Origin of the sequence: Ramlibacter sp. (assembly GCF_013697775.1) — a bacterium.
Taxonomy (GTDB): Bacteria; Pseudomonadota; Gammaproteobacteria; order Burkholderiales; family Burkholderiaceae_C; genus Ramlibacter.
Map to the genome: position 1 here is coordinate 1 of NZ_JACCWG010000321.1, position 18,709 is coordinate 18,709.

Below are 18,709 nucleotides of genomic sequence, written 5' to 3' on the forward strand. Positions count from 1 at the left end.
GGCCAGCACGTAGCAGGCGCTGGTGGCCAGCACGCCGAGCGCGCCCGCGCTTAGCAGCACCGCCACCGCGCGGCCGAAATGCGGATCGTCCGCGGTGAAGGCAGGGGAGGTCATGGCGGCTCCGGAGTTAGGATGAAGTCATTCTAGCCTTGATGTTATCGACGTTAACATGTCTTCGCACCAAACTTCCCGCGACACTCCGGCCAAGACGGCCTACCACCACGGCGACCTGGCGCTCGCGCTGGTACAGGCGGCGCAGCAGCTGATCGAGCTGGGCGGCGGCGCGCGCCTGTCGCTGCGCGAGGCGGCGCGGGTGGCCGGCGTGAGCGTGGCGGCACCGTACCGGCATTTCGCGGATCGCGAGGCGTTGCTGGCGGCGGTGCTGGCCGAGGGCTTTCGCGAACTGGCGGCCGCGACGGACGCCGCGCGGCAGGCCGCGCCCGGGCCGATGGAAGGCGTGCTGGCGGTAGGCATGGCCTACGTGCGCTTCGCGGCCGGCCACCCGCAGACCTACCGCATGATGTTCGGCGCCGAGTGCGACAAGGCCGCGTATCCCGAGCTGAAGGAAGCGGGGCAGCAGGCCTTCGGCGTGCTGGTGAGTGCGGTGAGTGCCTGCAAGGCGGGCGGGTTCATCGGCCCGGAGGCCGACGTCGCGCAGATCGTGCTGGCGGGTTGGAGCCTCTCCCACGGGCTGGCCTCGCTGCACGCCGACGGCATGCTGGAAGGCAACCTGCCGGGTGGCCTGGAGCCGACGGCCGCGGCCTTGTTCGGCATGCTGCTGCGCGGCGCGCGGCCATGAAGAAAGCCGCCCGAGGGCGGCTTTTTGTTTGCGACGGCAATCCGAAGGTCAGATCACCTTGGCGATCGACGCGCAGACGTAGTCGATGTTCTTGCTGTTGAGCGCGGCGACGCACATGCGGCCGGTGTCGGTGCCGTACACGCCGAACTCGTTGCGCAGGCGCACCATCTGGTCCTTGGTCAGGCCCGAATAGCTGAACATGCCGATCTGGCGCGTGATGAAGCTCATGTCTTCCTTCACGCCGGCGGCCTTGAGCTTGTCCACCAGCAGCGTGCGCATCTGCTTGATGCGGGTGCGCATGCCGGCCAGCTCCTGCTCCCACTGGGCGCGCAGTTCGGGCGTGTTCAGCACGGTGGCGACCACCGTGCCGCCATGCGTGGGCGGGTTGCTGTAGTTGGCGCGGATCACGCTCTTGAGCTGGCTCAGGACGCGGTCGGCCTCTTCCTTGCCCGCGCACAGCACCGACAGGGCACCCACGCGCTCGCCGTACAGGCTGAAGCTCTTGGAGAACGAGGTGGAGATGAAGAACGACTGGCCGGACGCGATGAACTTGCGCAGTGCCGTGCCGTCTTCCTCGATGCCCTGGCCGAAGCCCTGGTAGGCCATGTCGAGGAAGGGCACCAGCTCGCGCTGCTTCACGGTGGACACCACCTGGTCCCACTGCGCGGGCGTGAGGTCGTAGCCGGTGGGGTTGTGGCAGCAGGCGTGCAGCACGACCACCGTGCCGGCTGGTGCCGTGCCCAGCGCGGTGAGCATGCCGTCGAAGTCGATGTCGCGCTTGGCAGCGTTGTAGTACGGGTAGGCCTCGACCGTGAAGCCGGCCTGGATGAACAGGGCGCGGTGGTTCTCCCAGCTCGGGTCGCTGATCAGCACCTTGGCAGACGGGTTGAGCTTGCGCAGGAAGTCGGCGCCGACCTTCAGCCCGCCGGTGCCGCCCAGGCCCTGCACGGTGGCCACACGGGCGCTCTTGACCGGCTCGCTGTCGGCCCCAAATACCAGGTTCTTCACGGCCGAGTCGTATGCGGCGATGCCGTCGATCGGCAGGTAGCCGCGCGCCTTGGGCGCTTCCATCAGCTGGCGCTCGGCGCGCTGCACGCATTCCAGCAGGGGCAGCTTGCCGTTGTCGTCGTAGTACACCCCGACGCCCAGGTTCACCTTGTTCGGGTTGGTGTCGGCGTTGAACTGTTCGTTGAGACCCAGGATCGGATCGCGAGGGGCCATCTCGACGGCGGTGAACAAAGACATAAGGACCTCTTGTCGTCAGTAGCAAAGAGACCGGCGCTGCGGTACGCTGTCCGGTTTCCCCGATTTTAGTGCCCGCCTCGGGACTTACCCTCGAAAGCCTCATGCCAGAAGTCTCAGAAGCTCCGCAGGACAACGAAAACGGCGAGTTCATCACGTTTCCTGATTCGCCTTTCGAACTGTTTTTGCCCTATCCGCCGGCGGGCGACCAGCCACGCGCCATCGAGAAGCTGGTGGAAGGCGTGCAGGACGGGGAGGTCTACCAGACCCTGCTGGGCGTGACGGGCTCGGGCAAGACCTTCACCATGGCCAACGTGATCGCCCGGCTCGGGCGGCCGGCCATCGTGTTTGCGCCCAACAAGACGCTGGCCGCGCAGCTGTACAGCGAATTCCGCGAGTTCTTCCCGAAGAACGCCGTCGAGTACTTCGTCAGCTACTACGACTACTACCAGCCCGAGGCCTACGTGCCGCAGCGCGACCTGTTCATCGAGAAGGACAGCTCGATCAACGAGCACATCGAGCAGATGCGCCTGTCGGCCACCAAGAGCGTGCTGGAGCGGCGCGACACCGTGATCGTGGCCACGGTAAGCGCGATCTACGGCATCGGCGCCCCGGAGGACTACACGCAGATGCGCTTCATCATGCGGGTGGGCGACAAGATCGGCCAGCGCGACGTGATCGGCCAGCTGATCCGCATGCAGTACAACCGCAACGAACAGGACTTCTCGCGCGGTACCTTCCGCGTGCGCGGCGACACCATCGACATCTTCCCGGCCGAGCACAGCGAGCTGGCCATCCGCATCGAGCTGTTCGACGACGAGATCGAGTCGCTGCAGCTGTTCGACCCGCTCACCGGCCGCATCCGCCAGAAGGTGCCGCGCTTCACGGTGTACCCGTCCAGCCACTACGTCACGCCGCGCGAGAAGGTGGTCGGCGCGGTGGAGTCGATCAAGCTGGAGCTGGCCGAGCGGCTGAAATTCTTCGTGGGCGAGGGCAAGCTGGTGGAGGCGCAGCGGCTGGAGCAGCGCACCCGCTTCGACCTGGAAATGCTGGCCGAGCTCGGCCACTGCAAGGGCATCGAGAACTACACGCGCCACCTCTCCGGCGCGCCGCCGGGAGCGCCGCCGTCCACGCTGACGGACTACCTGCCCAAGGACGCGCTGATGTTCCTGGACGAGAGCCACCAGATGATCGGCCAGCTGAACGGCATGTATGCGGGTGACCGCGCGCGCAAGCTCACGCTGGTGGAGTACGGTTTCCGCCTGCCGTCGGCCATGGACAACCGGCCGCTGAAGTTCGAGGAGTTCGAGACGCGCATGCGCCAGGTGATTTTCGTTTCGGCCACGCCGGCGGACTACGAGAAGCAGCATGCCGGCCAGGTGGTGGAGCAGCTGGTGCGCCCCACCGGCCTGATCGATCCGGAAGTCGAGGTGCGCCCGGCCACGCGCCAGGTCGACGACGTGCTGCAGGAGATCCGGCTGCGGGTGGAGAAGAACGAGCGCGTGCTGATCACCACGCTGACCAAGCGCATGGCCGAACAGCTCACCGACTACCTGAGCGACAACGGGGCGAAGGTGCGCTACCTGCACAGCGACATCGACACGGTGGAGCGGGTGGAAATCCTGCGCGACCTGCGGCTGGGCACTTTCGACGTGCTGGTGGGCATCAACCTGCTGCGCGAAGGCCTGGACATTCCCGAGGTGTCGCTGGTGGCGATCCTGGACGCCGACAAGGAAGGCTTCCTGCGCGCCGAGCGCTCGCTGATCCAGACCATCGGCCGGGCGGCGCGCAACATCAACGGCAAGGCGATTTTGTACGCCGACCGGGTGACCGAGTCGATGAAGAAGGCGATCGGCGAAACCGAGCGCCGGCGCGAGCGGCAGATCGCCCACAACCTGGCCAACGGCATCACGCCGCGAAGCATCAAGAAGCAGGTACGCGACCTGATCGACGGCGTCTATAGCGAGAAGGCCAGCAAGGAGCAGGAGAAGCAGGAACTGCAGCGCGCGATGGTCGAGGACATGTCCGAGAAGGACATCGCCAAGGAGATCAAGCGGCTGGAAAAGCTGATGCTGGAACACGCCCGCAACCTCGAATTCGAAAAGGCGGCGCGCGTGCGCGACCAGCTGGCGGCACTCAAGCAGCAGGCCTTCGGCGCGGTGGTGCACGACAACGTGGTGCCGATCCAGGCCGGCAAGCGCTGAGCGGCGCCGTCAACTCCGGGTCATTCCCGGAGTACCCGAGCGCATCGCTAGGGATTCTGCTAAACTTGACCCAATTAGTCAGGAAACCCACCCAAGCCCAACAGAATCAACGACTTGCGTTGACTGCAGGGCGTGAAGGAGCAAGCGATGCGACTCACGACCAAAGGCCGCTTTGCGGTCACCGCAATGATCGATCTGGCCCTGCGCCAGAACAATGGGCCGGTCACGCTGGCGGCTATCAGCCAGCGACAACAGATATCCCTGTCCTATCTTGAGCAGCTGTTCGGCAAGCTGCGCCGCCATGAGCTGGTGGAATCCACCCGCGGCCCCGGCGGCGGCTATACGCTCGGGCGCAAGGCCGGCGACATTACCGTTGCCGACATCATCGTCTCGGTCGACGAACCCATCGATGCCACCCAATGCGCCGGCAAGGAAAACTGCCAGGGCGACGGCGGCCGCTGCATGACCCACGAGCTGTGGGCCGCGCTCAACCAGCGCATGGTGGAGTTCCTGGATTCCATCACCCTGCAGAAGCTGGTGGACGACCAGCTGGCCAAGGGCGTGCAGGTCGAGGACAAGCCTTCGCCCAAGCGCGCGATTTCCAGCCAGCCGGTGGTCAAGCCGATCCGCGTGAATGCCCCCAACTCCGTGTTCGCGCTGGGCAATTCCTTTGCCAAGTCCTGATTCCCGGGAGACCAGCGCAATGGACACCACGCCTCATTTCCCCATCTACATGGACTACGGCGCGACCACGCCGGTGGATCCGCGCGTCGTCGACGCCATGATCCCGTGGTTGCGCGAGCATTTCGGCAATGCCGCATCGCGCAGCCACGCCTGGGGCTGGGAAGCCGAGGAAGCCATCGAGAAGGCGCGCGCCCAGGTGGCAGAACTCATCGGCGCCGATCCGCGCGAGATCGTCTGGACTTCCGGCGCCACCGAATCCGACAACCTGGCGATCAAGGGCGCGGCGAACTTCTACAAGACGCGCGGCAAGCACCTGATCACCGTGAAGACCGAGCACAAGGCCGTGCTGGATACCATGCGCGAGCTGGAGCGCCAGGGCTTTGAGGTGACGTATCTCGACGTGCAGGAAGATGGCCTGCTGGACCTGGAGAAGTTCAAGGCGGCGATCCGCCCGGACACCATCCTGGCTTCGGTCATGCACGTGAACAACGAGATCGGCGTGATCCAGGACATCGTGGCCCTGGGCAACATCTGCCGCGAGAAGGGCGTGGTGTTCCACGTCGACGCGGCCCAATCCACCGGCAAGGTCGCCATCGACCTGAAGACGCTGCCGGTCGACCTGATGAGCCTGGCTTCGCACAAGACGTATGGGCCCAAGGGCATCGGCGCGCTGTACGTGCGGCGCAAGCCGCGCGTGCGGCTGGAAGCGCAGATGCACGGCGGTGGCCACGAGCGCGGCATGCGTTCGGGCACGCTGCCCACGCACCAGATCGTCGGCATGGGCGAAGCCTTCCGCATCGCCCGGGAGGACATGGCCAAGGACGCCGAGCACGCGCGCAAGCTGCACAAGCGCCTGCTGGACGGCCTGAGCTCCATCGAGCAGGTCTTCGTCAACGGCAACCTCGAGCAGCGCGTGCCGCACAACCTGAACATGAGCTTCAACTTCGTCGAAGGCGAATCGCTCATCATGGGCATCAAGGGCTTGGCGGTGTCCTCGGGTTCGGCCTGCACCTCGGCCAGCCTGGAGCCCAGCTACGTGCTGCGCGCGCTTGGCCGCAGCGACGAACTCGCGCACAGCAGCCTGCGCATGACCATCGGCCGTTTCACGACCGAAGAAGAAATCGATTACGCGCTTGCCACGATCAAGCAGAACGTGGCCAAGCTGCGCGAGCTCAGCCCCCTGTGGGAGATGTACCAGGACGGCGTGGACATCAGCACTATCCAGTGGTCCGCCCACTGAGAGGAGAACAACATGGCCTATTCGCAAAAAGTCGTTGAACACTACGAGAACCCCCGCAACGTCGGCTCCTTTGAAAAAGGCGACGAAACGGTCGGCACCGGCATGGTTGGCGCACCCGCCTGCGGCGACGTGATGAAGCTGCAGATCAAGGTGAACCCGCAGACCGGCGTGATCGAGGATGCGCGTTTCAAGACCTACGGCTGCGGCTCCGCCATCGCTTCCAGCTCGCTTGTGACCGAATGGGTCAAGGGCAAGACGCTGGACGAGGCGGCCAGCATCAAGAACAGCCAGATCGCCGAGGAACTGGCGCTGCCGCCGGTGAAGATCCACTGCTCGATCCTGGCCGAGGACGCCATCAAGGCGGCCGTCGAGGACTACAAGAAGAAGCACGGAACCACCGTTCGGGCTGAGCCTGTCGAAGCCCTTCGACAAGCTCAGGGCGAACGGACTTGAGCGAGGCAGCGACATGGCAGTGACTTTGACAGAGGCCGCTGCGCGCCACGTCACCCGCTACCTCGGAAAGCGCGGCAAGGGTGTGGGCGTGCGCCTGGGCGTGAAGACCACCGGCTGCTCGGGCCTGGCCTACAAGCTGGAGTACGTGGACGACATCGCGCCGGAAGACGTTGTGTTCGAGACCCGCGGCGTCAAGCTGCTGATCGATCCCAAGAGCCTGGCCTACATCGACGGCACCGAGCTGGACTTCGCGCGCGAAGGCCTGAACGAGGGCTTCCGGTTCAACAACCCCAACGAGCGCGACCGCTGCGGCTGTGGAGAGAGCTTCCGCGTCTGAGGTGGCACTCGACCTTCAATCCGACGACTTCGACCTGTTCGGCCTGCCGCGGCGGTTCGCGCAGGAGCGCTCGGCCATCGATGCGCGCTGGAAGGAACTGCAGCGCGAAGCCCATCCCGACCGCTTCGCGGCGCAGGGCGGGGCCGCGCAGCGCATCGCCATGCAGTGGTCGGTGCGCATCAACGAAGCCTACCAGCGCCTGAAGGACCCGCTCAAGCGCGCGGCCTACCTTTGCGAGCTGCGCGGCGCGGCCATCGACGCGGAAAGCAACACGGCCATGCCGGCGGTGTTCCTGGTCGAGCAGCTGAAGTGGCGCGAAGAATTGGAAGAGGCCGAGGGCCAGGAGGCTCTGGACGGGCTGTGCGGGCACATCGAGCACACGCGCCGGCAGACCCTGCAGCGCATCGAGCAGCTGCTGGACGACGCAGGCGACGCGCCCGCCGCGGCACAGCAGGTGAGAGCCCTGATGTTCGTCGAGCGTTTTGCCCGCGACGTGGATCGCCGCTACGAGCAACTGGGACAATAGAGCGCAAAGAACAACACACAAGACGATGGCTCTGCTGCAGATCTCCGAACCCGGCCAGGCACCCGACCCGCACCAGCGGCGCATCGCGGTGGGCATCGACCTGGGCACCACGCATTCGCTGGTCGCCGCCGTGCGCAGCGGCGTGGCCGAATGCCTGCCCGACGCGCAGGGCCGAGCGATCCTGCCTTCGGTGGTGCGCTACCTGCCCGATGGCGGCCGCCGCATCGGCCACGACGCGCAGGCCGCGCAGGCCGAGGACCCGGAGAACACCATCGCCTCGGTCAAGCGCTTCATGGGCCGCGGCCTGGCCGACATTCCCAACCGCGAAAAGCTGCCGTACCGCTTCGTCGACAAGCCCGGCATGCTGGCGCTGGACACGCGCGCCGGCGAGAAGTCGCCGGTGGAGGTGAGTGCCGAGATCCTCGCCACCTTGCGCTTTCGTGCCGAGGACACTTTCGACGACGACCTGTACGGCGCGGTGATCACCGTGCCTGCGTACTTCGACGACGCCCAGCGCCAGGCCACCAAGGACGCGGCGAAGCTGGCCGGCATCAACGTGCTGCGCCTGATCAACGAGCCCACGGCCGCGGCCATCGCCTACGGCCTGGACAACGCCAGCGAAGGCGTCTACGCGGTGTACGACCTGGGCGGCGGCACCTTCGACATCTCCATCCTGCGCCTGTCGCGCGGCGTGTTCGAGGTGGTGTCCACCGGCGGCGACTCCGCCCTGGGCGGCGACGACTACGACCGCGCCCTGGCCGACTGGCTGCTGCAGCGGGTGGACGTGGAAACGCTCAGCGCCTCGGACAAGGCCACGCTGAAGATGCTGGCGCGCCGGGTGAAGGAACAGCTGTCCGACGAAGACAGCGTCACCGCGCGCGTGCAGTTGACCGGCGCCGTCGGCGACGTGCAGGTCGGCCGCGCGGAGTTCGAATCCATCACCGCCGAACTCACGGCGCGCACGCTGTCGGCGGTGCGCAAGGCCCTGCGCGACGCGAAGCTGGGCAAGGACGACATCAACGGCGTGGTGCTGGTCGGCGGCTCCACCCGCATGCCGCAGGTGCGGCGGGTGGTGAAAGAGTTCTTCGGCACCGAGCCGCTCACCAACCTGAACCCCGACGAGGTGGTGGCGCTGGGCGCCGCCATCCAGGCCAACCAGCTGGCCGGCAACAACCCGCAAGGCGAGCTGCTGCTGCTGGACGTGATCCCGCTGTCGCTGGGTATCGAGACCATGGGCGGGCTGGTCGAGCGCATCGTTCCGCGCAACGAAACCATTCCGACCGCCAAGGCGCAGGACTTCACCACCTTCAAGGACGGCCAGACCGCGATGGCCATCCACGTGGTGCAGGGCGAGCGCGACCTGGTGGCCGACTGCCGCAGCCTCGCGCGCTTCGAGCTGCGCGGCATCCCGCCGATGGCCGCAGGCGCGGCGCGCATCCGGGTGACCTTCACCATCGATGCCGACGGCCTGCTGCACGTCGGCGCGCGCGAGCTTGGCAGCGGCGTGGAAGCGGAGGTCACGGTCAAGCCGTCCTACGGCCTGTCCGACCAGCAGATCGCGACCATGCTGCAGGAAAGCTTCACAACCGCGCAGCAGGACATCAAGTCTCGCGCCGTGGCCGAAGCCAAGGTGGACGCCGAGCGCATGCTGCTGGCGACGCGAAGTGCGCTGGACGCCGACGCGCAGCTATTGAGCGGCGAAGAACGCAAGCGGATTGACGAACTGTGGGTCGCGCTGAAGCTGACGATCGATAGCGACGATGCCGCGACGATCGAATCCGCCATCGACGCGCTGGCCAAGGGCACCGAGGCCTTTGCCGCGCAACGCATGAACGAAGGCATCCGCCGCGCGCTGGCGGGCAAGAACGTGGAAGCGATTTAACCTATGCCTGTCATCAGGATCCTGCCGCATCCCGAGTACTGCCCGAACGGTGCCGAAGTGAAGGCCCCGGCCGGCACCTCGGTCTGCGAGGCACTGCTGGACAACGGCATCGCCATCGAGCACGCCTGCGACATGAGCTGCGCCTGCACCACCTGCCACGTGGTGGTGCGCGAGGGCTTCGGCTCGCTCGACGAAATGGACGAGAGCGAGGAAGACCTGCTGGACCGTGCCTGGGGCCTGGAGCCCAACTCACGCCTGTCCTGCCAGGCCATCCTGGCGCAGCAGAACCTGACGGTGGAGATCCCGCGCTACTCCATCAACCACGCCAAGGAAAAGCACTAGGCGATGGAGTAGCCGCCGTCCACCGGGATGGCGGTTCCCGTGACGAAATCACTGGCCGCGCTGGCCAGGAACACCGCCGTGCCCGCCAGGTCGGCCGGCTGGCCCCAGCGCGCCGCCGGCGTGCGGGCCAGCACGCGTTCGTGGAGGCCCGGCACCTGCGCACGCGCGCCCTGCGTGAGCTCGGTGTCGATCCACCCCGGCAGGATGGCGTTGGCCTGGATGCGGTCCGCCGCCCAGGCCGTGGCGATGGAGCGCGTGAACTGCACGATGCCGCCCTTGCTGGCGCCATACGACGGCGCATACGGCGCACCGAAGATCGACATCATCGAGCCGATGTTGATCACCTTGCCGCCTTCGGGCTTCAGCCAGCCATGCGCGGCGCGGCAGCATAGGAAGGCGCTGGTGAGGTTGGTGTCCATCACGTGGTTCCATTCGGCCAGGCTCATGTCCTGCGGCAGCTTGCGTACCGTGGTGCCGGCGTTGTTCACCAGGATGTGCAGCCGGCCGTGGCGCCTGCCGTGCTCCTCGAACAGCTGCGCCACCTGCGCTTCGCCAGTCACGTCGGCTTCGATGGCGTCGGCCTGCAGGCCTTCGGCGCGCAGCGCGTCGACCGCCGCGCGCGACTTTTCAGCATCGCGGCCCGCAAGCACCACCAGTGCACCGGCCTGCGCCAGCCCGCGCGCCATGCCGAGACCGATGCCGCCGTTTCCGCCGGTGACCAGCGCTATTTTCCCCGTGAGATAGAACATGCAACAGCTCCTTTGGCGGCCAGGCGGTCAAGCATAATCGCAGCCCATGCGACAGATCGTCCTCGACACGGAAACCACGGGCCTGTCGGCGGAAGCCGGCGACCGCATCATCGAAATCGGCTGCGTGGAACTGGTGGCGCGCAAGCTCACCGGCAACAACAAGCACTTCTACCTGAACCCGGAGCGCGACAGCCACGAGGACGCGCTCAAGGTGCACGGCATCAGCAACGAATTCCTGCGCGACAAGCCCAAGTTCGCGGCCGTCGCCGACGAACTGCTGGAGTACCTGGCGGGCGCGGAAATCATCATCCACAACGCCGCCTTCGACGTGGGGTTCCTCGACAAGGAACTGGAGCGCATCGCACGCCCGCGCTTTCGCGGCTTCGTCGCCCAGGTCTCCGACACGCTGGCCATGGCCAAGGAGATGTACCCCGGCAAGCGCAACAGCCTGGACGCGCTGTGCGACCGCCTGGGCGTGGACAACTCCGGGCGCACGCTGCACGGCGCGCTGCTGGACGCCGAGCTGCTGGCCGACGTCTACATCAATCTCACGCGCGGCCAGGACGCGCTGCTGATCGACATGGCCGAGACCGATCACGCCGCGGGCATCGTGACGCGCATCGACCTGCGCCAGTTCACGCTGCCGGTGCTGCTGGCCAACGACCAGGAAGCGGCCGAGCACGAGCAGGTGCTGCAGCAGCTGGACAAGGCCAGCGGCGGCAAGACGCTGTGGCGGATGAGTGCGGTTTCCGCTGTGGCATAATTTGCGCCTTCGCAGCGACAACCAGGCGGTTGTCGCTGATGAATCGGGTGATTAGCTCAGCGGTAGAGCACTGCCTTCACACGGCAGGGGTCGCAGGTTCAAACCCTGCATCACCCACCAGAACTCATTGAGAAAAACGGCACCTTCGGGTGCCGTTTCCATGTGTACGCACGCCGCGTGCCCTCCCACCTCACCCATCCTCCGCGTCCTACGGCACTGCCGGGTGGCACGCGCTTGAATGCAGGCTACCAATGGAGAGACACGTGAAGCTGCGGGTGTTTCTGGTGGAGGACTACAAGCGGCTGCAAAGCCTGATCGCGGAGCTGTTCGCGCACCTGGGTCCGTTCGAGCTGGTGGGGACGGTGGCGACCGAAGCCGAGGCCTTGCTGTGGCTGGAAGAACATCCGCAAGGTTGGGACTTGGCCGTCGTCGATCTGATTCTGGACCAGGGCAGCGGCCTGGGCGTCATTGCCCGCTGCAGCAGGACGCGCGGGCCGGGAACCGCGGTCGTCGTGTTCAGCAGCTATGCGACGCCGGGCGTGCGCAAGCACTGCCTGAAGCTGGGTGCCGACGCGGTATTCGAGAAGAACGACTCGGCCGCCTTCATCGACTACTGCATGCACTGGAGCGACCAGCGGCTCGGTCCGGCGTCCGCGCCCGGCGGCTGACATCCGGCGGATGTCGTCCGAGACGGCGTACGCCAGCCGTCGGCCTGTTCCCACGTGGCCCCGCGGCTGAGTTTGTTGAAATCGGAACATGACAGACTTTGGCCCCCACAAACCATCGGATTCAGGCGACCCCACCTGGACGAACGAAACGCTGCCGCTGGACGTCCGGCGCACGCTGCTGAACCAGGAACTCGAGCGCTTCACCTCGCGCCGGCACGGCCCGTCCGTTGCGCGCCCGGAACGGGGCGGCAACCATCCTTCCGCAGCAGGCGCGGACACCGATCACGATTGACGCCGGTGTAGCCTTGCACCGATGACGACCGCACGCTACACCCTCTACGGCGCGGCCGGCTCCGGCTCCGTGGCCGTCGAAGCCGCGCTCGACCTGATCGGCGCGCACTACAACCTGATTGACATTCCCACCTGGGAAAGCGATGCGCAGCGCGAACGCATGGCCGCCGTCAATCCGATGCGGCAGGTTCCCGCACTGTTGCTTCCGGGCGGTGAACTCCTCACCGCGGCGGCGATCTATGCGATGTACTGGGTGCACGACGTGCCTTCGCGGCTCGCCGAAGGCGCCGAGGCCGAGCGCACCATCGAGCACCGCACCATCGAACGCATCGCCGAATGCTGGCGGATGATGGACGCGCAGGTGAGCCCGGGCCGCTACATCCTGGGCGACACGCTTAGCGTGCTGGACCTGTACGTGGCCGTGGTCTCGCGCTGGAGCCCGCGGCGCGAGCGCTTTGCGCGCGAGGCGCCGCGGCTGGCGCAGGTGGTGGCCCGCGTGGATGCCGACACCCGGCTCACGGAGCTGTGGTCCCGCAGGTTCCCGGCCAGTGCCTGAGCAGGCGCGCCTGCGCCACAATTGGCCATGAGTTCCCTGGTCCGCGTGGTCCCCGGCAGCACGCCCCTGGTGCTGGATTCGCCGCACAGCGGCGTGCATTACCCGGAAGATTTCCGCCATGCCTGTTCGCTCGAGGCCCTGCGCACGGCCGAGGACACGCATGTGGAAAAGCTCTACGACTTCGCGCCCGCGCACGGCGTCGCGTGGATCGAGGCGCTGTTCCCGCGCAGCTACCTGGACACCAACCGCGACACCGCCGAGCTTGACGTGGACCTGCTCGATGGCGCCTGGGACCAGTCGGTGCGCACAGATGCCGCCGCCGTCTCCAAGATCCGCCTGGGCAAGGGCCTGGTCTGGCGATACACCGACGAAGGCGTGCCGATCTACGACAGGCAGCTGGCGGTGGCCGAGGTGCGCGCACGCATCACGCAATGCTGGGACCCTTACCATGCCGCGGTGGCTGCGGCCATCGAGGCGGCGCACGCGCGCCATGGCTACAGCATCCACATCAACTGCCACTCGATGCCGGCCGTCGCTTCCAGCCATGCGACCGATTTTCCGGGGATGGTGCATGCGGATTTCGTGGTCGGCGACCGCGACGGCAGCACGGCCGATCCGCGCTTGTCGCAGCACCTGGCGGCCTTCCTGCGCGGCTTGGGCTACGACGTTGCCTACAACCATCCGTACAAGGGCGTGGAATTGGTGCGGCGCTATGGCGATCCGGCGCGGCAGCGGCACAGCATCCAGCTGGAGATCAACCGCAAGCTGTACATGGACGAGGGCACGTTCGCGACGCATGAAGGCTTCGGCTCGCTGCACCTGCACCTGATGCGGATGGTGGAGATGCTGTTGCCGCTCGACCCGCGCCAGCTCGCCTGATGGACCGCATCGACGCCATCGTCGTCGGCGCGGGCGCGGTGGGCCTGGCGGTGGCGCGCGCGCTGGCGCGGGCCGGCCGCGAGGTCATCGTCGCCGAAGCGCAGACCGCCATTGGCCAGGGCGTGAGCTCGCGCAACAGCGAGGTCATCCACGCGGGGCTGTACTACGCGCCGGGTTCGCTGAAGGCGCGCCTCTGCGTGCGCGGCAAGCAGCTGCTGTACGCCCTGTGCGACAGCCACGGCGTGGCGCACCGCAACTGCGGCAAGCTGGTGGTGGCCACCAGCGATGCTGAAACCGCGGCCTTGTGCGGCCTGCAGGACCGCGCGGTGGCCAATGGCGTGCCGGTGCAATGGCTGAGCGGCGCAGAGGCTAGCGCACTGGAACCAGGTTTGCATTGCAGCGCCGCGCTGCTGTCGCCGACCACCGGCATCGTGGACAGCCACGGCCTCATGCTGGCTTTGCAAGGCGATCTCGAGAATGCCGGCGGCGCGGTGGCGCAGGGTTCCGCGGTCGAAGGGGCCGTGCTGGGGCAGGCGAGCGCACCGCACGTCGTGCGCATGGCGGATGGCAGCGAGCTTGCCGCCGGCATCGTCGTCAACTCCGCCTCGCTGCATGCCTGCGCGTTGGCGCGGCGCTTCGAAGGGCTGGACGCGCGCTTTATTCCGCAGGAGTATTTCGCCAAGGGCAGCTACTACGCGCTGGCCGGCCGCGCGCCGTTCTCGCGCCTGATTTATCCCGCGCCGGCCGACGCCTGGCTGGGCGTGCACCTCACGCTGGACCTGGGCGGCCAGGCCAAGTTCGGGCCCGACCTGGAATGGCTGGACACCACCGATCCGGCGCGCATCGACTACGCCGTCGATCCTGCCCGCGCGGACGGCTTCTATGCCGAGGTGCGGCGCTACTGGCCCGACCTGCCCGATGGCGCGCTGGTGCCCAGCTACAGCGGCGTGCGGCCCAAGATCTACGGGCCGGGCGAGGCCGCGCCGGACTTCCGCATCGACGGCCCCGCGCTGCATGGCGTACCGGGGCTGGTCAACCTGTTCGGCATCGAGTCGCCGGGGCTGACCAGCGCGCTCGCCATTGCCGAAGAGGTCGTCGCGCAACTGGAGCCGCATTGATGCGGCATCGCAGCGTCGCCTTGCTTGCACTGGTGTTCGCCGTCGCACCGGCCTTCGCGCAGACCCTGCCGCAGGTCACCATCAGCGCCACCCGTACCGAAGCCGCACCGTTCGACGTGCCGGCCTCGGTCGACGTGGTGGACGGCGAGCGCCTGCGCGCTGGCGGCCGGCCCGAGATGCAGCTGTCCGAAAGCCTGGCGCTGGTGCCCGGCGTGACGGCGCGCGACCGGCAGAACTGGGCGCAGGACCTGCAGCTGTCCATCCGCGGCTTCGGCGCGCGCTCCACCTTCGGCGTGCGCGGCGTGCGGCTGTACCTGGACGGCATTCCCGCCACCATGCCCGACGGCCAGGGCCAGCTCTCGCATTTCGATTTGTCCTCGGCCGAGCGCGTGGAGGTGCTGCGCGGGCCCTTCTCCGCGCTGTACGGCAATTCGTCCGGTGGCGTGCTGCAGCTGTTCACCGAGCGCGGCGAAGGTCCGCCGGTGCTGACCACCAGCGTCGCGGCCGGCAGCGACGGCCTGCTGCGGCCGGGATTGCGCATCTCGGGTTCGCACGGCGCGCTCGGCTACCACCTGAGCGCCAGCGCGCTGCACACCGACGGCTGGCGCGACCACAGCGCAGCCGACCGCGGCGTCGGCAACCTGCGGCTGGACTGGAAGCAGGCCGAGGGCAGCGACTGGATGCTGGCCGCCAACCTGATGGACCTGCGCGCCGACGATCCGCTGGGCCTGACGCGTGCGCAGTTCGAAGCCGCGCCACGCGGTGTGGATCCATCGGCCCTGCAGTTCGACACGCGCAAGACAGTGCGGCAGGCGCAGCTGGGCCTGGTGCACACGCGTGACCTGGGCGCGGGCCGCAGCTTGCGCCTGATGGTCTACGGCGGCGACCGCAGCACGGTGCAATACCAGGCGATTCCCACCGGCGCGCAGGCGAATCCTCTGCACCCGGGCGGCGTGATCGACCTGGGCCGGCGCTATGGCGGCGCGGACCTGCGCTGGACCGCGCGCACCGAACTTGCCCAGCGGCCGCTGGAGATCGTCGCCGGCCTGGCCTACGACCGGCTGGCGGAGCAGCGCCGCGGCTTCCAGAACTTCATCGGCCCCGTCACTGGCGTGCAGGGCGCGCTGCGGCGCGACGAGGACAACACCGTCAGCAACCTCGACCCTTACCTGCAAGGCATGTGGAAGCCCACGCCGCGCTGGACGCTCACTGCCGGCGTGCGCCACAGCAGCGTGCGCTTCGCCTCGCAGGACCGCTACGTCGCCGGCAGCAACGGCGACGACAGCGGCAGCCTGCGCTACGGCGCCACCTTGCCGGTGGCTGCCGCGATGTTCGCGCTGTCGCCGCAGCTGCATGCGTATGCCAGCTGGGGCCGCGGGTTCGAGACACCAACCTTCAATGAGCTGGCTTACCGCCCGAGCGGCGCAGCGGGGCTGAACCTGAACCTGCGGCCCTCGCGCAGCCGCAACATGGAAATCGGCTTGAAGGGCCGCTCCGATACGCAGGCCGCCGTGCGCACGCAGTGGTCGGCGGCGGTGTTCGACACCGATACGCGCGACGAGATCGTCACGCAGACCAACAGCGGCGGGCGCAGCACCTTCCAGAACGCGGGCGCCACGCGGCGGCGCGGGCTGGAACTGGCATTCGACGCGGCGCTCGCCCCGGCCTGGCACCTGCAATTGGCGCAGACCTGGCTGGATGCGCGCTACCGCGACGCGTTCGCCACCTGCGCCGCCACGCCGTGCATCACGCCGACGCTGGCCGTTCCTGCCGGCAACCGCATTCCCGGCACTACCAAGTCCTTCACCGCCGCCGAGCTGCGCTGGGAACCGGCGCGCGGCTGGCGCGGCGGCCTCGAGCTGCGGCACTCCGGCCGCGTGTTCGTCAACGACACCAACACCGACGCCGCGCCGGCGTTCACCACCTGGGCGGCGCATGCGGGCTACGTGTGGGACGCGGCTGGCTGGCAGTGGCGCGCGCATGCGCGCGTCGACAACCTCACCAACCGCCGCTATGCCGGCTCAGTGATCGTCAACGAGGGCAACGGCCGCTTCTTCGAGCCCGCGCCGGGGCGCCAGCTTACCGTCAAGCTGACGGCGAGCCGGCCGTTCTGACCACCGGCCCCAGGCGCTGCAGCGCGCGCGCGGCCTCGTCCACCAGCGCCGGGCCGCGGTAGATCAGGCCGGTGTAGATCTGCACCACGTCGGCGCCGGCGCGGATCTTGGACACCGCGTCTTCAGCGCTCAGGATGCCGCCCACGCCGATGATGGGAAAGCGCGGGCCGAGCGCGGCGCGCAGCTGCGCGATCACCAGGTTGCTGGGCGCCAGCACCGGCGCGCCGCTCAGCCCGCCGGTTTCTCGTGCGTGCGGCAGGCCTTGCACCGCGTCGCGGCCGATGGTGGTGTTGGTGGCGACCACACCGTCCATGCCATGGCGCTGCAGCGCATCGGCGATGAAGCGCACCTGGGTCTCGTCGAGATCGGGCGCGATCTTCACGAACAGCGGCACGCGGCGGCCGTGCCGCTCGGCCAGCTGCGCGCGGCGTGCGGCGATGGCCGACAACAGCCCGTCCAGCGCGGCGTCGGACTGCAGCGCGCGCAGGTTCTGCGTGTTGGGGCTGGAGATGTTGACGGTGACGTAGTCGGCGTGCGGATACACGCCTTCCAGGCAGGCCAGGTAGTCGTCGGTGGCGCGCTCGATCGGCGTGGCGGCGTTCTTGCCGATGTTCAGGCCCAAGAGGCGGCCGCTGGTGCGGAAATCGGCGCGCCGCACGTTGGCGAGGAACGCGTCCAGTCCGTCGTTGTTGAAGCCCAGGCGGTTGATCAGCGCGTTGGCCTCGGGCAGGCGGAACATGCGGGGTTTGGGGTTGCCGGGCTGTGCTTTCGGCGTGACGGTGCCGACCTCCACGAAGCCGAAGCCCATGGCACCCAGCGCGTCGATGCAGCGCGCGTTCTTGTCCAGGCCGGCGGCCAGGCCCACGCGGTTGGGAAAGCGCAGGCCGGCGAGGTCCACCGGGTCCTCGACGAAGCCGTTGCAGTACGCCCAGCGCAGCGGCGTGGCGTGCAGGCGCGCCAGCGTGCCCAGCGTGAGGTCGTGGGCAGCTTCGGGGTCCAGGCTGAAAAGCAGGGGCCGGGCCAGCGGGTAGGGCAGCAGCGACATGGATAATCTTCGTCGGAACAAACCCAAGGATTGTCGCAAATGGCCTCCATCGAACAGGACGCACTCAAGGCCATGGTGGGCCAGGCGGCGCTGCAGTACGTCGTGCCGGGCGAAATCGTCGGCGTCGGTACCGGCTCCACGGTCAACAAATTCATCGAGGCGCTGGCATCCATGAAGGACCGCATCCGCGGCGCGGTGTCCAGCTCGGTCGCCTCCACCGAGCGGCTGCGCGCCCTCGGCATTCCGGTGTTCGACGCCAACGAGGTCGACGCACTCGCGGTCTACATCGACGGCGCCGACGAGATCGACGGCCGCGGCCACATGGTCAAGGGCGGCGGCGCCGCGCTCACGCGCGAGAAGATCGTCGCGGCCCAGTCGCGCCGCTTCGTCTGCATCGCGGATGCATCGAAACTGGTGCAGGCGCTCGGCAAATTTCCGCTGCCGGTGGAAGTGATCCCGATGGCGACGCGCCGCATCGCACGCCAGTTCGCGGCGCTGGGCGGCACGGCGACGCTGCGCCTGAAGGACGGCCAGCCGCTGGTCACCGACAACGGCCAGCACATCCTGGACGTGACGGGCCTGTCGATCGCCGATCCGCTCGGATTCGAGAGCGACGTGAACCAATGGCCCGGCGTGGTGACGGTGGGCGTGTTCGCCCATCAGAAAGCAGCCGTGTGCCTGCTCGGCACGCCCGAAGGCGTCCGCACGCTGGAGTTCTGACGCTAGAAGCGAATGCCGTTCGGGTTGTCGGCGGTCGGCCCGGCCGGCGCGAGTTCGGGGGCCGGAGCGGCCGGCCGCGGCTGTGCAGGCTGGGGCG

General features: G+C 67.8%; 20 protein-coding genes and 1 tRNA gene. 18 read left to right on the forward strand and 3 right to left on the reverse strand.

Going from position 1 to position 18,709, the window contains the following annotated elements; translation table 11 throughout:
• Positions 1-169 precede the first annotated feature (169 nt).
• On the forward strand, positions 170-799 hold the full coding sequence (locus H0U68_RS16390; protein WP_296357480.1) for a TetR/AcrR family transcriptional regulator: 630 nt from the start codon (positions 170-172) through the stop codon (positions 797-799).
• 48 nt (positions 800-847) lie between these two features.
• Here H0U68_RS16390 and H0U68_RS16395 read toward each other — a convergent pair whose 3' ends face one another.
• Positions 848-2,044, reverse strand: coding sequence for an amino acid aminotransferase (locus H0U68_RS16395; protein WP_296357481.1), 1,197 nt, complete (start codon positions 2,042-2,044; stop codon positions 848-850).
• Positions 2,045-2,145: 101 nt separating this feature from the next.
• Between H0U68_RS16395 and uvrB the strand changes: the two genes are divergently transcribed.
• The 8 genes from uvrB to fdx all read left to right on the forward strand — a co-directional run bounded on the left by uvrB (position 2,146) and on the right by fdx (position 9,709).
• A complete protein-coding gene (uvrB, locus tag H0U68_RS16400) occupies positions 2,146-4,245 on the forward strand; it encodes an excinuclease ABC subunit UvrB (protein WP_296357484.1) in 2,100 nt (699 codons plus the stop codon).
• Between the two features lie 147 nt (positions 4,246-4,392).
• Positions 4,393-4,929 (forward strand): Fe-S cluster assembly transcriptional regulator IscR, encoded by a 537-nt coding sequence (iscR, locus tag H0U68_RS16405; RefSeq protein ID WP_296357486.1) that lies wholly within the window; start codon positions 4,393-4,395, stop codon positions 4,927-4,929.
• Positions 4,930-4,948: 19 nt separating this feature from the next.
• Positions 4,949-6,169 carry an IscS subfamily cysteine desulfurase gene (locus H0U68_RS16410; protein WP_296357488.1) on the forward strand — a complete coding sequence of 407 codons (1,221 nt, stop codon included), beginning with the start codon at positions 4,949-4,951 and terminating at the stop codon, positions 6,167-6,169.
• Positions 6,170-6,181: 12 nt separating this feature from the next.
• The gene (iscU, locus tag H0U68_RS16415; protein ID WP_296357490.1) at positions 6,182-6,622 is read left to right on the forward strand and encodes a Fe-S cluster assembly scaffold IscU; all 441 of its coding nucleotides are present in this window, start codon (positions 6,182-6,184) and stop codon (positions 6,620-6,622) included.
• A 13-nt stretch (positions 6,623-6,635) separates the two neighbouring features.
• Positions 6,636-6,959, forward strand: a complete 324-nt coding sequence (gene iscA, locus H0U68_RS16420) for an iron-sulfur cluster assembly protein IscA (protein ID WP_296357492.1) — start codon at positions 6,636-6,638, stop codon at positions 6,957-6,959.
• A 1-nt stretch (position 6,960) separates the two neighbouring features.
• The gene (hscB, locus tag H0U68_RS16425) at positions 6,961-7,485 is read left to right on the forward strand and encodes a Fe-S protein assembly co-chaperone HscB (RefSeq protein ID WP_296357494.1); all 525 of its coding nucleotides are present in this window, start codon (positions 6,961-6,963) and stop codon (positions 7,483-7,485) included.
• A 25-nt stretch (positions 7,486-7,510) separates the two neighbouring features.
• Entirely contained in the window at positions 7,511-9,367 is a 1,857-nt protein-coding gene (hscA, locus tag H0U68_RS16430; protein ID WP_296357498.1) for a Fe-S protein assembly chaperone HscA, read from the forward strand.
• A 3-nt stretch (positions 9,368-9,370) separates the two neighbouring features.
• Entirely contained in the window at positions 9,371-9,709 is a 339-nt protein-coding gene (fdx, locus tag H0U68_RS16435) for an ISC system 2Fe-2S type ferredoxin (protein ID WP_296357500.1), read from the forward strand.
• Here fdx and H0U68_RS16440 read toward each other — a convergent pair.
• On the reverse strand, positions 9,706-10,458 hold the full coding sequence (locus tag H0U68_RS16440; RefSeq protein ID WP_296357501.1) for an SDR family oxidoreductase: 753 nt from the start codon (positions 10,456-10,458) through the stop codon (positions 9,706-9,708). The two genes, fdx and H0U68_RS16440, sit on opposite strands and share 4 nt — an antisense overlap.
• A gap of 46 nt (positions 10,459-10,504) precedes the next feature.
• On the opposite strand from H0U68_RS16440, the gene dnaQ reads away from it, so the two are divergent.
• The 8 genes from dnaQ (at position 10,505) to H0U68_RS16480 (ending at position 16,847) form a co-directional block, all read left to right on the forward strand.
• The gene (gene dnaQ, locus H0U68_RS16445) at positions 10,505-11,221 is read left to right on the forward strand and encodes a DNA polymerase III subunit epsilon (RefSeq protein ID WP_296357502.1); all 717 of its coding nucleotides are present in this window, start codon (positions 10,505-10,507) and stop codon (positions 11,219-11,221) included.
• Positions 11,222-11,266: 45 nt separating this feature from the next.
• A tRNA-Val gene (locus tag H0U68_RS16450) sits at positions 11,267-11,341 on the forward strand.
• A gap of 143 nt (positions 11,342-11,484) precedes the next feature.
• Positions 11,485-11,889, forward strand: a complete 405-nt coding sequence (locus H0U68_RS16455; RefSeq protein WP_296357504.1) for a response regulator — start codon at positions 11,485-11,487, stop codon at positions 11,887-11,889.
• Positions 11,890-11,977: 88 nt separating this feature from the next.
• Positions 11,978-12,181, forward strand: coding sequence for a hypothetical protein (locus H0U68_RS16460; protein WP_296357506.1), 204 nt, complete (start codon positions 11,978-11,980; stop codon positions 12,179-12,181).
• A 21-nt stretch (positions 12,182-12,202) separates the two neighbouring features.
• Positions 12,203-12,736 carry a glutathione S-transferase family protein gene (locus H0U68_RS16465; RefSeq protein WP_296357508.1) on the forward strand — a complete coding sequence of 178 codons (534 nt, stop codon included), beginning with the start codon at positions 12,203-12,205 and terminating at the stop codon, positions 12,734-12,736.
• Between the two features lie 27 nt (positions 12,737-12,763).
• A complete protein-coding gene (locus tag H0U68_RS16470) occupies positions 12,764-13,615 on the forward strand; it encodes an N-formylglutamate amidohydrolase (RefSeq protein ID WP_296357510.1) in 852 nt (283 codons plus the stop codon).
• Positions 13,615-14,733: an NAD(P)/FAD-dependent oxidoreductase gene (locus H0U68_RS16475; RefSeq protein ID WP_296357512.1), complete on the forward strand. Its 1,119-nt coding sequence runs from the start codon at positions 13,615-13,617 to the stop codon at positions 14,731-14,733. Before H0U68_RS16470 ends, H0U68_RS16475 begins: the two co-directional genes overlap by 1 nt.
• A complete protein-coding gene (locus tag H0U68_RS16480) occupies positions 14,733-16,847 on the forward strand; it encodes a TonB-dependent receptor (RefSeq protein WP_296357514.1) in 2,115 nt (704 codons plus the stop codon). The genes H0U68_RS16475 and H0U68_RS16480 overlap by 1 nt, the downstream gene beginning before the upstream one ends.
• Here H0U68_RS16480 and H0U68_RS16485 read toward each other — a convergent pair.
• Entirely contained in the window at positions 16,819-17,892 is a 1,074-nt protein-coding gene (locus tag H0U68_RS16485; protein ID WP_296357516.1) for a quinone-dependent dihydroorotate dehydrogenase, read from the reverse strand. The genes H0U68_RS16480 and H0U68_RS16485 overlap by 29 nt on opposite strands.
• Positions 17,893-17,931: 39 nt before the next feature.
• Here H0U68_RS16485 and rpiA point away from each other — a divergent pair, with 39 nt between their 5' ends.
• Positions 17,932-18,612, forward strand: coding sequence for a ribose-5-phosphate isomerase RpiA (rpiA, locus tag H0U68_RS16490; RefSeq protein ID WP_296357518.1), 681 nt, complete (start codon positions 17,932-17,934; stop codon positions 18,610-18,612).
• Positions 18,613-18,709 lie beyond the last annotated feature (97 nt).